This is a genomic window from Hydrogenophaga sedimenti, from assembly GCF_051857515.1.
Classification (GTDB): Bacteria; Pseudomonadota; Gammaproteobacteria; order Burkholderiales; family Burkholderiaceae_C; genus Hydrogenophaga.
Genome location: NZ_JBPZHA010000001.1, coordinates 64,217 through 77,689 on the forward strand (window position 1 = coordinate 64,217; position 13,473 = coordinate 77,689).

General features: G+C 70.1%; 13 protein-coding genes. 8 read left to right on the forward strand and 5 right to left on the reverse strand.

Annotated features, from left to right (window positions below; genetic code table 11):
• Nucleotides 1-392 precede the first annotated feature (392 nt).
• Nucleotides 393-674 (forward strand): PepSY domain-containing protein, encoded by a 282-nt coding sequence (locus tag ACS5NL_RS00335; protein WP_439351520.1) that lies wholly within the window; start codon nucleotides 393-395, stop codon nucleotides 672-674.
• 44 nt (nucleotides 675-718) lie between these two features.
• Nucleotides 719-1,381, forward strand: coding sequence for a cytochrome b/b6 domain-containing protein (locus tag ACS5NL_RS00340; RefSeq protein WP_439351522.1), 663 nt, complete (start codon nucleotides 719-721; stop codon nucleotides 1,379-1,381).
• A 20-nt stretch (nucleotides 1,382-1,401) separates the two neighbouring features.
• On the opposite strand, the gene ACS5NL_RS00345 is transcribed toward ACS5NL_RS00340, so the two are convergent.
• On the reverse strand, nucleotides 1,402-2,715 hold the full coding sequence (locus ACS5NL_RS00345; protein ID WP_439351524.1) for an NAD(P)/FAD-dependent oxidoreductase: 1,314 nt from the start codon (nucleotides 2,713-2,715) through the stop codon (nucleotides 1,402-1,404).
• Between the two features lie 120 nt (nucleotides 2,716-2,835).
• On the reverse strand, nucleotides 2,836-3,753 hold the full coding sequence (gene speB / locus ACS5NL_RS00350; protein WP_439351526.1) for an agmatinase: 918 nt from the start codon (nucleotides 3,751-3,753) through the stop codon (nucleotides 2,836-2,838).
• A gap of 172 nt (nucleotides 3,754-3,925) precedes the next feature.
• On the opposite strand from speB, the gene ACS5NL_RS00355 reads away from it, so the two are divergent.
• Genes ACS5NL_RS00355 through gstA form a run of 3 tightly spaced genes read left to right on the forward strand, consistent with a single transcriptional unit; the run spans nucleotide 3,926 to nucleotide 7,035 of the window.
• Nucleotides 3,926-4,567 (forward strand): response regulator transcription factor, encoded by a 642-nt coding sequence (locus ACS5NL_RS00355; RefSeq protein WP_439351528.1) that lies wholly within the window; start codon nucleotides 3,926-3,928, stop codon nucleotides 4,565-4,567.
• A gap of 6 nt (nucleotides 4,568-4,573) precedes the next feature.
• On the forward strand, nucleotides 4,574-6,370 hold the full coding sequence (locus tag ACS5NL_RS00360) for a sensor histidine kinase (protein WP_439351530.1): 1,797 nt from the start codon (nucleotides 4,574-4,576) through the stop codon (nucleotides 6,368-6,370).
• A 53-nt stretch (nucleotides 6,371-6,423) separates the two neighbouring features.
• Nucleotides 6,424-7,035 carry a glutathione transferase GstA gene (gene gstA, locus ACS5NL_RS00365; protein WP_439351532.1) on the forward strand — a complete coding sequence of 204 codons (612 nt, stop codon included), beginning with the start codon at nucleotides 6,424-6,426 and terminating at the stop codon, nucleotides 7,033-7,035.
• 103 nt (nucleotides 7,036-7,138) lie between these two features.
• On the opposite strand, the gene ACS5NL_RS00370 is transcribed toward gstA, so the two are convergent.
• The 3 genes from ACS5NL_RS00370 to ACS5NL_RS00380 all read right to left on the reverse strand — a co-directional run bounded on the left by ACS5NL_RS00370 (nucleotide 7,139) and on the right by ACS5NL_RS00380 (nucleotide 11,881).
• Nucleotides 7,139-8,716, reverse strand: coding sequence for an NHL repeat-containing protein (locus tag ACS5NL_RS00370; RefSeq protein ID WP_439351534.1), 1,578 nt, complete (start codon nucleotides 8,714-8,716; stop codon nucleotides 7,139-7,141).
• A 172-nt stretch (nucleotides 8,717-8,888) separates the two neighbouring features.
• The gene (locus tag ACS5NL_RS00375) at nucleotides 8,889-9,482 is read right to left on the reverse strand and encodes a hemerythrin domain-containing protein (RefSeq protein WP_439351536.1); all 594 of its coding nucleotides are present in this window, start codon (nucleotides 9,480-9,482) and stop codon (nucleotides 8,889-8,891) included.
• 104 nt (nucleotides 9,483-9,586) lie between these two features.
• A complete protein-coding gene (locus ACS5NL_RS00380) occupies nucleotides 9,587-11,881 on the reverse strand; it encodes a heavy metal translocating P-type ATPase (RefSeq protein ID WP_439351538.1) in 2,295 nt (764 codons plus the stop codon).
• Nucleotides 11,882-12,003: 122 nt separating this feature from the next.
• Here ACS5NL_RS00380 and ACS5NL_RS00385 point away from each other — a divergent pair, with 122 nt between their 5' ends.
• The 3 genes from ACS5NL_RS00385 to ACS5NL_RS00395 all read left to right on the forward strand — a co-directional run bounded on the left by ACS5NL_RS00385 (nucleotide 12,004) and on the right by ACS5NL_RS00395 (nucleotide 13,366).
• A complete protein-coding gene (locus ACS5NL_RS00385; protein WP_439351540.1) occupies nucleotides 12,004-12,204 on the forward strand; it encodes a heavy-metal-associated domain-containing protein in 201 nt (66 codons plus the stop codon).
• Complete coding sequence (cueR, locus tag ACS5NL_RS00390) at nucleotides 12,201-12,638, forward strand: Cu(I)-responsive transcriptional regulator (protein ID WP_439351542.1); 438 nt, start codon at nucleotides 12,201-12,203, stop codon at nucleotides 12,636-12,638. The genes ACS5NL_RS00385 and cueR overlap by 4 nt, the downstream gene beginning before the upstream one ends.
• Nucleotides 12,639-12,802: 164 nt before the next feature.
• Nucleotides 12,803-13,366: a Spy/CpxP family protein refolding chaperone gene (locus ACS5NL_RS00395; protein ID WP_439351544.1), complete on the forward strand. Its 564-nt coding sequence runs from the start codon at nucleotides 12,803-12,805 to the stop codon at nucleotides 13,364-13,366.
• Nucleotides 13,367-13,473 lie beyond the last annotated feature (107 nt).

Consider the following 13,473-nt stretch of genomic DNA (forward strand, 5'->3'; position numbering starts at 1 on the left):
GCGCCCTCGAACCTGCCAGCCCAGAAGGCCCCCGACGCCGCCACGATCCGTCGCTACCCGCGCGCCCCCGGCGTGCGCAGCGACAAAGAGACTGTCACACCCGTGCTGGCGCCGGCCCTGCATGTCCGCGACCTGCCCCCGCGCTGGTACGGCATTGGCGGCACGGGCTGAGCGCACCTGGCGGGGAAAGTGGGGCACTTCCCCCGCCCAGTGGGGGCATCGCCCCGGCGGGGCGCAGGCCGCGTCCCGGACGGCGTCCGGAATTCCTTTGAGATCAATGTGTTGCGTGATGGTCCTGGGCCCGCCAACGACTGGCACAGCGGTTGCAAAACCCTTGGGGTGACCGCCCTCGCGGCACGCATCGACCACACCTCATTCAAGGGAGTTTCACCATGAGCCACCGCACCACCCTCGTTCTCGCCGCCCTTCTGTCCGCCACGGGTGCCGCCATCGCCGGCCCGACCTGCACCGAGGAACCCCAGTCCAAATGGCTGAGCGAGGCCGAGATGACCAAACGCTTCCAGGCCCTGGGCTACAAGGACGACGTCAAGAAGCTGCACGTGTCCAAGGGCAAGTGCTGGGAAATCTACGGCACCGACAAGCAGGGCCGCAAGGTCGAGGTGTACTTCCACCCGGTCACCGGCGCCATTGCCGAAGAAAACGTCAAGAACTGAACGGCCCCGGCGGTGAAGCCGCCCCTTTCCACGGGAGTGCGACCATGACCACGAACCCCGAGCACAAAGTGCCTGTCTGGGACCTGTTTGTCCGGGTCTTCCACTGGTCGCTGGTGGCCTCGTTCGCCACCGCCTACTTCTCCACCGAGCACATCGACTGGGTGCACAAGGGCGCCGGCTACCTGGCGCTGGGGCTGATCGCGGCACGCGGCGTCTGGGGCTTCACCGCCCCCAGCCCGCACGCGCGTTTCGCCAGCTTCATGCCCACGCCGGCGCGGCTGTGGGCCTATCTGGGCCAACTCCGGCGAGGACGCGAGCCACGCCACCTCGGCCACAACCCGGCCGGCGCGGTGATGATCCTGTACCTGCTGGGGGCGACCCTGGTGATCGGCGTCACCGGCCACCTGATGACCACCGACGCCTTCTGGGGCGACGAGCTGGTGGAGACGCTGCACGTGACCACGGTGGACCTCACGCTGGTCGCCGTGATCTTGCACGTCAGCGCCAACCTCTACGAAAGCGTCCGGCACCGCGAGAACATGTTCAAGGCCATGCTCACCGGCCAGAAAAACGCGCCGGCCCAGCCGACCTCAAGCAGCGCCGCAAAAGACCGGGATTCGATGCTCGACGACTGGCCCGACTCCCAGCCCCCGGAACCGGCGCCGCGGCTCTCCCCGGCACCCGCGACCCGGCGTCCGCGCCCCTGAGCGCCGGGCGTTGACCGTACTCAACCGATCGCATCCTTCATCCGGTGCCACAGCATGCCCAGCGCCAGCGTGGGCGTGCGCAGCAGCGGACCGCCGGGAAAGCGGTGGTGCTTCAGGCGCGCGAACAGGTCGAACTGCCCGGCCTGCCCGGCCACCGCCTCGGCCACCATCTGCCCGGCCAGCCCGGTCAGCGCCACGCCGTGGCCGCTGAAGCCCTGCAGGTAATAGAGGTTGTCGCCCAGCCGCCCGAAATCGGGCGCGCGGTTCATGCTGATGTCGACGAAGCCGCCCCAGACGAACTCCACCGGCACGCCACGCAACGGCGGAAACACGTCGCCCATGCGCCGCGCCATCACGCCCTGCAGGTCCGGCGGCGTCATCGTCGTGTAGCTCACGCGGCCACCGAACAGCATGCGGTGGTCGGCGCTGAAGCGGAAGTAGTCGAGCACGAAGTTGTTGTCGCACACCGCCGTGTGGCCCGGAATCAGCCGTTCGCACAGGCCCGGGTCCAGCGGCGCCGTGCCGACGATGTAGGTGCCGACCGGCATGATGCGCGGCGCGATCTCGGGCGCGACCCGCGGGCCGAACTCGGGCAGCATGCAGTTGCCCGCCAGCACGCCGTAGCGCGCCGTGACCTGGCCCTTCGCTGTGCGCGCCACGAGCGTGTGGCCGCGGTCCAGCGCGGTCACCGGCGAATGTTCAAACATGCGCACGCCGGCCGCCTGCGCCGCGCGGGCCAGCCCCAGCGCGTACTTCAGCGGATGCAGATGGCCGGAGGTGTGCTCGCGGAACGCGGCGACGTAGCGCGGGCTGTCGACAAAGCGCGCCACATCCGCACCTTCGGCCCATTCGCAGGCCACACCACGGGCGTGGTGGTCGTCGCACTCGGCCCGCAGCGCCCGCGCCTTCTTCGGCGAGTCGGCGACGTAGGTGTAGCCGCGCTGCCAGTCGCAATGCATCCCGTGCACCGCGATGCGTTGCTCGATCAGGTTCACCGCCTCGACCGACAGGTCCCAGGCGCGCTGCGCGTCGGCCTGGCCGAGCTGGTCCTCGAACGGTCCCTGTCCGCTGGCGTAGCCGACGATGGCCTGGCCACCGTTGCGTCCGCTGGCGCCCGAGCCGATGCGGTCGGCCTCCAGCAGCACCACCTTCATGCCCCGCTGCGCCAGCTCCAGCGCCGCCGACAGGCCCGCGAAGCCGCCACCGACCACCAGCACGTCGGCCACCACCCCGCCCTGCAGCGGCGCGCAGGGCGCCGGCCGCTGCACGCTGGCCTCGTAATAGCTCTTCTGGTTGAGCGAGGTGTCGGAGTGCAGCAGCGAACGATGGAACATGGTCGGAGTGCCTGGGTCAAGAAGATCAGGGCACCCGTGGAACCGGCTTCGCCGGGCCACTGGGTGCGTCCCCTCTCCCGCAGGAGAGGGGGGTAGACGCGAAGCGGCGCAGGGGGGTGTTCACCTTTTCGCGACCTGGCCGCAGAGGTAGGTCCAGACGAAGGTGGCCGCCGCGTTGCTGGTCAGCTCGGCGTGGTCGTAGGCCGGCGCCACCTCGACGCAGTCCATGCCGACCCAGTGCAGGTCGGCCAGCTCCTCGATGAAGGTCAGCACCTGCGCGCTGGTCAGGCCGCCCGGCTCGGGCGTGCCGGTGCCGGGTGCGAACGCCGGGTCGAGCACGTCGATGTCCAGCGTGAGGTAACAGGGCCGGTCGCCGATGCGCTGGCGGATCGCCGCCAGCACCGGCACCAGCGCCGCGCCGTCCAGCCCGCGCAGCGCGCGCGCGGTGAAGATCTGCCCGCCCTGGTCGGCCACGTACTCGCGCGCCGCGCGTTCGCCGCTGGAGCGGATGCCGATCTGCACCGTGTGCTCGGCGCTGACCAGGCCTTCCTGGATCGCCTCGTAGGTCCAGGTGCCGTGGCCCGAGGGCTCGCCGAAGTGGTCGCTCCAGGTGTCGCAGTGGGCGTCGAAATGCACGCAGGCCAGGGCCTGGCCGTGGCGCGCCCTGGCGGCGCGCAGCAGCGACAGCGTGACCGAGTGGTCGCCGCCGAGGAACACGCAGTGGTGTTTCGCCATCAGCTCGGCCGCCTGCCGCTCGATGTGCGCGCGCACCTCGGGCAGCGGCGAGGCGTTGGGCAGGCGCATGTCCAGCGCGTCGCCCAGGCCGTCGACCGGCGAGACGTCGAAGAACGGGTGGAGGCCGTCGCACAGCATCAGGCTGGCGGCGCGGATCGCCTGCGGGCCGAAGCGGGCACCCGGCCGGTTGGTCACGACGCCGTCGTAGGGCACGCCGGCGATGGCAAACGGCTGGTCGGCCAGCGGTGCGCAGGCGAGGAAACGGTTGGTGTTGCTGGCAAAGGCGAAGTGACCGGTGGCCATGGTGTGACGCTCGAAAGGTGGGACGGGACCGGCCGAACCTTACGCGCAATCGGATCGGTCGATGAGACCACCTCGTGGGGGACCGGGGCGTCCATCGGCACCTCCGTCCGGTCCCCCAACCGGGGATTCCGGTGCGGCAGGACCGCGCGGATCGCCCTAAAATTGTTACGCCATGTACGACACCCGGTCTTCGCCGCTGCTCTCGCCCGACGCCGATGCGCGCGCGGTCGGCGTGCTGGTGGTCGACGACCACGACCTGATCCGGCTCGGACTGCGGGCGCTGATGGGCCAACGCGCCGACGTGCGCCTGCACGAGGCCCGCACGCTGCAGGAAGCGCTGGCGCTGTACCGCCGCGGCGACATCGACGTCGTGCTGCTGGACCTGCACCTGCCCGACGCCCATGGCCTGACCGGCCTGACCACCTTCCTGCAGCAGCATCCGCGCGCCCGGGTGGTGATCCTCTCGGGCGACAGCGACCCGCAGATGGCGCAGCGCGCGCTGGCGCAGGGCGCCAGCGCCTACCTGCCGAAGTCGGGCGACCTGCAGTGCGTGATGGACCACCTGCGCCTGGGCGGATCGCGCGGCCTGCCCCGCGACTTCGCCGACACCCTGCCGCCGCGCAGCGACGATCCCCGCTCGCAGCTGAGCCCGCGCCAGACCCAGGTGCTCGAATGGCTGCTGGCCGGGCACGCCAACCGAGACATCGCCGAACGCCTGCACATCAGCGAAGGCACGGTCAAGAACCACGTCTCGTCGCTGCTGCTGATCTTCGGCGTGCGCTCGCGGGCCGAGCTGATCAGCGTCCTTCGCTGAGCATCCATGACCGAACCCGCCGCCGCCCAGACCATCCAGGAACGGGTGATGCGCGAGCAGGTCGCCGCGCTGTACGCCACCACCAGCAGCGCCACAGCCGCCGACGTGGTGGTCTCCTGGGCCGCCGGCCTGCTGTTCTGGTGGCAGGGCCACAACACCATGGCCCTGGTGTGGCTGGGCCTGCACACCACGCAGTTGCTGCGTTATCCGTACCAGATGGCCTATTTCAAGGACCCCCAGGCGGGTGAACACAGCCCGCTGTGGGCGCGCCGGCACCGCACCGAAATGCTCTGGTACAGCGGCACCTGGGGCCTGGCGCCCTGGCTGATCCTGCCGGGCGCGGACACCTCGATGACGGCGGTGCTGGTGCTGATCGTGCTGGGCGTGACCAGCACCGGCATCCCCGCCGTGGCACCGCGCTGGGCCTCGGTGATGTGCTTCGCGCTGCCGATGGTGCTGAGCCTGTCGGCCGCGCTGCTGTGGCAGGGGGACATGGTGCACGTGTTCCTGGCCCTGAGCTGCCTGGTCTATCTCGGCGTCACGCTGCACATCGCCCGCAGCCAGCACGCGCTGCTGGCGCAGACCCTGCAATCGCGCTTCGAGAAGGAAGCGCTGGCCACCGAGCTGGAGCAGCAGGTCCGTCTGACGCGCCAGGCCAGCGAGGAGAAGACCCGTTTCCTGGCCGCGGCCAGCCACGACCTGCGCCAGCCGCTGCACGCGATCGGCCTGTTCGGTGCGTCGCTGGAGCGGGAACTGCGGGGCCATCCGACCCATCCGCAAGCCGTCTTCCTGCAGGAAGCGGTGCGCTCGGTCCACACCTCCCTGGGCGCCATGCTCGACATCTCGCGCCTGGACGCCGGCGTGGTCGCGCCGGTGCGGCAGCCGGTGGCGCTGCAGGACATCTTCCTGTCGCTGCAGCGGACCTTCGGACAACGCGCCGACGGGAAGGGGCTGACGCTGCGCATCCGCTCCAGCCCGCTGCGGGTGAACACCGATCCCCAGATGCTCGAACGCCTGCTGGGCAACCTGGTGGAGAACGCGATCAAGTACACCATCGACGGCGGTGTGCTGCTGCGCGCGCGCGAACGCGGCCAGCAGGTCTGGATCGATGTCGCCGACACCGGCATCGGCATCGACCCGGCGCTGCACGAGCAGGTGTTCCACGAGTTCTACCAGGTCGACAACCCGGCGCGCGACCGCAACCTGGGCCTGGGCATCGGCCTGTCGATCGTGCGGCGCCTGTCCCGGCTGCTGGACCATCCGGTGAGCCTGCGCTCGCAGCCCGGCAAGGGCAGCCGCTTCCGCCTGACCTTGCCCAAAGCCCCGGCCGTGCAGGCGACCGCCAGTCCGCCGGCGGTCGAGCCGGTCGCCGCACCGGCCATGCCGCGGCGCGTGCTGCTGATCGACGACGAGGCCATCGTGGCCCAGGGCCTGATGGCGCTGATGAAGACCTGGCAGATCGAACTGCTGGCGGCGGCCGACGAGGCCGAGGCGCAGGCCGCCATCGGCCGGGCCCGCGCCGATGGCCGGGCGATCGACGTGATCCTGTCGGATGTGCGCCTGGGCCAGGGCGTGGACGGGCTGTCGCTCTCGCGCCGGCTGCAGGCGGCGATGGACCCGAGACCTTCGCTGCTGATGATCACCGGCGAGACCGCACCAGACCGGTTGCGCGAACTGGAGGGTGCCGGCGTGCCGCTGCTGTTCAAGCCCGTCGATCCGGAGCACCTGCGCCGCGCCCTTGCACAGGCCGTGACGGCCCGGCCACAAGCCCCGGCGCCAGCAGAGCCTGCGGCCGCGCTCTAACATGCGCAGGCCGGCCGCCAACGGGGCGGCCGCGTTCCCTTCCGGAGACCCCCATGCTCAAGCTCTACTACTCGCCCGGCGCCTGCTCGCTCTCGCCCCACATCGTGCTGCACGAGTCCGGCCTGCCCTTCGAAGCCGTTCCCGCCCCGACCAAGACCCACCAGCTGCCCGACGGCACCGACTACTACACCATCAACCCGCTGGGTTACGTGCCGCTGCTGGTGATGCAGGATGGCCAGAAGCTGCGCGAAGGCCCGGCCATCGTCCAGTACATCGCCGACCAGGTGCCCGAGAAGAACCTCGCACCCGCCTACGGCACGCTGGGCCGCTACCGCCTGATGGAGTGGCTGACCTTCATCGGCACCGAGGTGCACAAGGGCTTCTCGCCGCTGTTCAACCCGGCCATGCCCGACGACGCCAAGGCGATCGCCAAAGAGCGTCTGCAAAGCCGCCTGAAGTGGGTCGACGGCGAACTCGCCGGCAAGCAGTACCTGCTGGGTGACACGTTCAGCGTGGCCGATGCCTACCTGTTCACCGTGACCAACTGGGCCGCCTTCGTCGCCGTGGACATCAGCGGCCTCGCGAACCTCAATGCCTACCGCGCCCGCGTCGGCGCGCGCCCCGCCGTGCAGGCTGCCCTGAAGGCCGAAGGCCTCGCCAAGTAAGCGTTGCCCCCACGCTCCGCCGCTGCGCGGGTCGCTGCCCCCCGAGGGGGCGCGAATTCAGCCCGGGGCGGCCCGGCGCTGAATTCCTCCCCTCCCACAGGGCTCAGCGGTTGAGCACCGTGACCGTGGTGCCCAGCGTGGTGCCATTGGCGGTGGCCTTGATGGTCACCGCGGTGTTGCGGCGCACGGCCAGTGTCGTGACCGTGAAGCTGGCGCTGGTCGCGCCGGCTGGCACCACCACCGTCGCCGGCACCTTGGCCGCGCTGGTGTTGCTGCTGCTGAGCTTCACGGTGACGCCCGCGGCGCTCGACACGTTCACCGTCGCGGTGGCGCTGCTGCTCTCCCACACCGGAGCGGTCACCAAAAGGGCGCTGGGCCTGGCAGGCGCCAGGACCGGCCCTGCAAAGTGCAGCAGGGGCGCGGGCGTGCCGCTGAGCACATTGGCCTCACCGGTCACGTGCACACCACCGTCGCTGGCCACCTCCAGATCGCTGCCGTTCGACGAAGCACCGGTGTAGAGGGTGCCTTCGAGCACACCGGCGCCGGTGTACTTGAGGGTCGCCATGCTCTGGCGGTAGTTCACCGTGCCGGTGGTGCTGGTCACGGGCTCGGCAGCGCGGCCGGTGAGGAACACCGAGCCGTCGATGCCCAGTGCCACCGCCGACGGGCTGCCCATCACGAAGTGCGGCACACCGAAGTCGGCCGACCACAGCGTCGCGCCAGCCGCGCTGAGCTTGACGGTGCGCCAGTTGGGCGTGATCACGGTGGCGCTGATGCCGCCGCTGCTGGGCAGATTGAACGAGCCGGTCATCACCAGGTTGCCGGTCGCATCCACCGCCGCGCGCAACGCGCTGCCGCTGGTGCTGACCGTGGTGCGCCAGAGTTCGTTGAAGGCCGGGCCGTACTTGATCGCCAGCAGGCCGCTGCCACCGCCCACGGCATACACCTCGCCGCTGCGGCCCGCCGCCAGACTCAGGCCCGCGGTGCCGGTGTTGATCACGGCCAGCGGATTGCCCAGCGCGTCGAACGCCGCCACGATGGCCTGGCCGGCGCTGTTGGAGCCGGTCACCACGGGCTGGCCCGCGCTGTTGATCACCAGCGAATCCAGGCCATTGGTCGTGGTGGCGCCGTAGCTGCGCACCCACTGGCGCACGCCGCTGGCGCTGTACTTGACCAGCTGCAGTTCGGGCCCGGTGGCGGCCGTGCCGGCCTGCACCAGGGCATAGACGTTGCCACCCGCGTCCAGCGCCAGTTCGCGCACCCGGGCCGGCGCGGTGGTCACGGCGTCCTGCCACAGCGTGTTGCCGGCCGCATCAAGCTTGGCGACCAGGGTGCCCAGCGGCAGGCCCGCCGCATCGAGCACCGCGCCACCGAGCACGATGTTGCCGGCCGCGTCGGTGACGACGTCGAACGCCCGGCTGGCCACGCCGGCACCGGTCAGGCTGCGTTGCCACAACGGCGTGCCCTGAGGACCGAGCTTGTGGACCGTGACGGGCTGGCCGATCAGGGTCGCGGCCACCACGCTGTTGCGGCCACTGTCCACGGCCAGCGCCGGGGCCACGACCTGGGCCGCGATGCTGGCGCTCCAGTCGGGCGAGAGCTGGGCCTGGGCCAGCGAAGGCAGCACAAAGGCTGCGGCGAGCGGAGCACAGCGAAGGCCCCGGATGACGGTCTGAAACATGAACGTGTCCCCCTGAAAAGATGCCGGTCGCCGACCGGCTACCGAGCGAAATCACCCAACCCGGGCGCACCGGCGGGGGATATCACCCAATCCAGCCCCGCCGATCCGCCGCACCGCACCCGCAATCACGGGTGGTGGCGTTTCCGGAGCATCTTTCAGGCCACGCCCGGCGTCACTGCCCCAGGCCGATGGGCGCCGGCGCCTTCATCACGATGCGCGTGAACAGGCGGTCGAACTGCGGATCGCGCGGGATGCGGCCGTTGAGCGGGTCCTGGTTGGTGGCAAAGGCCGCGTTCAGGGCGTGCCAGTCGTTCTCGGTCAGGTGGCGCTCGGCCTCGGGCAGGATGATGGTTTCTTCCAGCCGCATGTGTTCCTGGTAGAACTCGATGTAGCGCGTGACCTCGTCGATGAAGGCCTGGCGCCGTCCCTCGCCGAGCAGCTCCCAGCCCAGCAGCATGTGCATCAGCTCACGCACCCGCGGCTCGCCGCGCATGTGGTCGCGTTCCAGCTGGTCGATCGTCGCCATCGTGTGCGGCGCGGCCTTGACCACGCGCGGGAACAGCAGGTCCGACTCCTTGGGGTGGTGGTGCTTCTCGGGAAACTCGTCGATGTAGAACAGCATCGCCCGCAACACGTCGAAGAACCGCGCCGAGTCGTCCTGGCCACCGACCTCGGGCCCGCGCCGCACCAGCTGCATCAGCGACTGCAGCATGGCTGCCAGGGTGGCGTGTTCTTCGCGAATGACGCGCAGGGCTTCGTGGGTCATGGTGTTGTCTCCGGCAATGCGTGACCGACCGGGTGGTCGGCGAATGGTTCCGGGAATATGGCCGAGCACGGTCCATGGGGCTTTGACACAGGTCAAGCGCGCTGTCAGCGCCCCGGCTTCCAGCGCTTGAGCAGCAGCGCGTTGCTCATCACGCTGACCGAACTCATCGCCATCGCCGCGCCCGCCAGCACCGGGCTGAGGTAGCCCATCGCGGCCAGCGGAATGCCGGCCGCGTTGTAGGCGAAGGCCCAGAACAGGTTCTGCCGGATCTTGCTGACGGTGCGGCGCGAGATGTCCAGCGCCGCCTCCACCAGCAAGGGGTCGCCGCGCATCAGCGTGATGCCGGCGGCGTGCATGGCCACATCGGAGCCGCCTTCGCGCCCGCCCATCGCGATGCCCACATCGGCCGCGGCCAGCGCCGGCGCGTCGTTGACGCCGTCGCCGACCATGGCGACCGTGTGTGAGGATTCCGCACCAGAGGCTTCGCGCAGCCGCCGCACCACCGCCGCCTTGTCCCCCGGCAGCACCTCGGCGATCACCGCGCCGCCCTCGACATCCATGCCCAGCTGGCGCGCCATCGCTTCGGCCGCGCCACGGTTGTCGCCAGACACCATGAACAGGCGCAGGCCACGCTGCTTCAGCCGCGCCAGCGCCTCGCGCGTCCCCGGCTTGGCTTCGTCGCCGAACGCGAACAGCGCCAGCGGGGTCCAGGGCTGCCCCTCGCCCGCGCGGCTGGCCAGCAGCGACACGGTCGAGCCCTCGGCCTGCTGGCGTTGCACCGACAGCGACAGCGGCCCCAACGCCGCCAGCGGCAGGCCCAGCTCGTCCATCCAGCGCAGACTGCCCAGCGCCAGGGTCACGCCCCGCACCGTGCCCAACGTGCCCTTGCCGGTCACGGCCTGCACGTCCTGCGCCGCGTCGGCCGAGACCACGATGCCCTTCGAACGCGCTGCATCGAGCACCGCGATCGCCAGCGGGTGCGCGCTCTGCGCCTGCAGCGCCGCCGCGGCGCCCAGCACCGCCTGTTCGTCCGCCCCCGCGACCGCCTCCACCAGCCGCAGCCGGGGGTGGCCGATGGTCAGCGTGCCGGTCTTGTCGAAGGCCACGGTGTCGACCTTGTGCGCGACCTCCAGCGCCTCGGCGTCCTTGATCAGAATGCCGTGCTGCGCGGCCACGCCGGTGCCCGCCATGATGGCGGCCGGCGTCGCCAGGCCCAGCGCGCAGGGACAGGCGATCACCAGCACCGCCACCGCATGCAGCAGGGCCACTTCCATCGCCGCGCCCTTCCACAGCCAGATGCCCAGCGTGAACAGCGCGATCACCAGCACCACCGGCACGAACACCGCCGCCACCTGGTCGACCAGCCGCTGCACCGGCGCCTTGCCGGCCTGCGCGTCCTGCACCAGCGCGATGATGTGCGCGAGCACGCTCTGCGCCCCGACCGCCTTCACGCGGATCTCGATCGAGCCCTCGCCATTGAGCGAGCCGCCGGTGATGCGGTCGCCGGGCCGCTTGGGCACCGGCATCGCCTCGCCGGTCAGCATGGATTCGTCGGCCTGCGTCTCGCCCAGCATCACTTCGCCATCGGCCGGAAAGCGCTCGCCGGGCAGCACCCGCACGATGTCGCCCGCCAGCAGCTCGTCGGCCGGCACGTCGCTCATCTCGGTGCGCTTCACGCCATCGGGCACCAGGTGCGCGCGCTCGGGCCGCAGTGCGTGCAGGGCGCGGATCGCGTCGGTGGTCTGGCGCTTGGCCCGCGCCTCCAGCCACTTGCCCAGCAGCACCAGCGTGATCACCACCGCCGAGCCTTCGTAGTAGAGGTGCACCATCTCGCCCGGTTCGGCCTTCAGCCAGAGCCAGGTCGACAGCGCCCAGCCGGCCGTCGTGCCGATCGCCACCAGCAGCTCCATGTTGCCGGTCAGCGCCTTGAGCGCGTGCCAGCCGGCCTTGTAGAAGCGCGCGCCGAGCCAGAACTGCACCGGCGTCGCGAGCAGGAACTGCGCCCAGGCCGGCAGCATCCAGTGCTTGCCCAGCAGGTCGCCGATCATCGGCAGGGCCAGCGGCGCCGACAGCAGCGCCCCGAACACCACCGGCAGCGCGTCGACCGGAACCCCCAGCCAGCGCTCCTCGCTCACGTGGTCCATCGCATCCACCGCACGCGGCTCGTAGCCCGCGTCGCGCACCGCGCGCTTGAGCAGGGCCAGCGTGTCGGCGTCCTGCGCACCGGCCAGCGTGACGCGCGCCGATTCGGTCGCCAGGTTCACCGTCGCCTCGCGCACCCCGGGCTGCTTCTTCAGCACCTTCTCCACCCGCGTCACGCAGGAGGCGCAGGTCATTCCCCCGATGCCCAGGTCGATCTGCCGGCTGTTGTCGTTCACTTCAATCGTCGCGGTGTTCATGGGGAGAGAATAAGCTTTACCCCCATGGGAAGGTCAAGCCACAAGGTGTAATCGGGGCATCGCTTGACCTTCACACCATGTCAAGGTGCAAGATAGCGGCATCGTTTTTCAGGAGAACTTCCATGAGCCAGCAAAGCTTCACCGTGCAGGGCATGACCTGTGGCCACTGCGAACGCGCCGTGCAAACCGCCATCAAGACCCTGGACCCGCAGGCCGAGGTCAAGATCGACCGCGCGCAGAACCTGGTCGAGGTGAACACCAGCCAGCCGCGCGAGGCGGTAGCGGCAGCGATCAGTGAAGAGGGTTATCAGGTCGCGGCATGACCAGCGACACCGAGGCCGGGCTGGACACGGTCGACAGCTGGCCCGTCAACATCGGCACCGCCGCCCGGCTCTCGGGCATCTCGCCAAAGATGCTGCGCCACTACGAGTCGCTGGGCTTGCTGGGCGAGGTCTCGCGCACCGACAGCAACTACCGCCAGTACAGCCTGCCCGACGTGCACACGCTGCGTTTCATCCGCCGCGCCCGCGACATGGGCTTCGGCCTGGACGCGATCACCGAACTGGTCGGCCTCTGGCACAACCGGCGCCGCAGCAGCGCCAGCGTCAAGCGCATCGCCCAGAAACACCACGACGACCTCGGCCAGCGCATCGAAGCCCTGCAGGCCATGCAGCGCAGCCTGCACACCCTGCTGTGCCACTGCCCGGGCAACGACCGTCCCGACTGCCCGATCCTGGACGATCTGGCCCATCCTTGACCGGCATCAAACGCTGCGCTCCCTGGTCGACCGGTACCGGAACAAATCTTTACCAGACAGCATCACAAAGGCAGAAGACGGTACACACGGGGGTATGACACTTGAACCCAAGGCACCCTGGCATACCGCCCCGGTGTCCACCCCCAACCTCAAGGAGCAGCAGCATGAAACCCATCGTCAAACGCAGCCTCATCGTCGCCGCCATCCTGGCCGGCATCGCCGGTGTCTCGGCCACCGCCATCGCCCAGGGCGCCGGCCCGCAGGCCAGTGCCAACGGCCCGCGCGCCGAAGAAATGCAGAAGCGCCACACCGACCACCAGGCCAAGCTCAAGGCCGCCCTGAAGATCACCGCCGCGCAGGAAGCGGCCTGGAAGACCTTCGACGCCGCCACCACCCCCAACCCGGCGGCCATGCCGGCACCGGTGGCCCGCGAAGACTGGGCCAAGCTGACCACGCCGCAGCGCATGGAAAAGATGCAGGCCTTCCACGCCGAGCGCGACGCCGTGATGACCAAGCGCATGGACGCGGTCAAGACCTTCTACGCCGCGCTCACCCCCGAGCAGCAGAAGGTGTTCGACGCCCAGTCCTTCGGTCCGTTCGAAGGCCGTGGCATGCATGGCGGCCGCCATGGCGAACGCGGCGGACACCGCGGCATGGGTCCGATGGACGGCGCCGACGGCCACATGGGTGGCAAAGCCTGCGACGGCCCTGGCGCCAAGAAAGGCTGACCGCCTGCCCCCCTTTTTTCACTGAAGGTTCTCCTCCTCCCTCACAGCCCCGGTTCGCCGGGGCTTTTTTTGTGCCCGCACCCGGCGCCCGGCGCTTGACCTGAGTC

Excerpts from the sequence above, each read along its gene's own strand:
- ACS5NL_RS00335 (WP_439351520.1), top strand. The coding sequence starts at position 393 with ATGAGCCACCGCACCACCCTCGTTCTCGCCGCCCTTCTGTCCGCCACG.
- ACS5NL_RS00340 (WP_439351522.1), top strand. The coding sequence starts at position 719 with ATGACCACGAACCCCGAGCACAAAGTGCCTGTCTGGGACCTGTTTGTC.
- ACS5NL_RS00345 (WP_439351524.1), bottom strand. The coding sequence starts at position 2,715 with ATGTTCCATCGTTCGCTGCTGCACTCCGACACCTCGCTCAACCAGAAG.
- speB (WP_439351526.1), bottom strand. The coding sequence starts at position 3,753 with ATGGCCACCGGTCACTTCGCCTTTGCCAGCAACACCAACCGTTTCCTC.
- ACS5NL_RS00355 (WP_439351528.1), top strand. The coding sequence starts at position 3,926 with ATGTACGACACCCGGTCTTCGCCGCTGCTCTCGCCCGACGCCGATGCG.
- ACS5NL_RS00360 (WP_439351530.1), top strand. The coding sequence starts at position 4,574 with ATGACCGAACCCGCCGCCGCCCAGACCATCCAGGAACGGGTGATGCGC.
- gstA (WP_439351532.1), top strand. The coding sequence starts at position 6,424 with ATGCTCAAGCTCTACTACTCGCCCGGCGCCTGCTCGCTCTCGCCCCAC.
- ACS5NL_RS00370 (WP_439351534.1), bottom strand. The coding sequence starts at position 8,716 with ATGTTTCAGACCGTCATCCGGGGCCTTCGCTGTGCTCCGCTCGCCGCA.
- ACS5NL_RS00375 (WP_439351536.1), bottom strand. The coding sequence starts at position 9,482 with ATGACCCACGAAGCCCTGCGCGTCATTCGCGAAGAACACGCCACCCTG.
- ACS5NL_RS00380 (WP_439351538.1), bottom strand. The coding sequence starts at position 11,881 with ATGAACACCGCGACGATTGAAGTGAACGACAACAGCCGGCAGATCGAC.
- ACS5NL_RS00385 (WP_439351540.1), top strand. The coding sequence starts at position 12,004 with ATGAGCCAGCAAAGCTTCACCGTGCAGGGCATGACCTGTGGCCACTGC.
- cueR (WP_439351542.1), top strand. The coding sequence starts at position 12,201 with ATGACCAGCGACACCGAGGCCGGGCTGGACACGGTCGACAGCTGGCCC.
- ACS5NL_RS00395 (WP_439351544.1), top strand. The coding sequence starts at position 12,803 with ATGAAACCCATCGTCAAACGCAGCCTCATCGTCGCCGCCATCCTGGCC.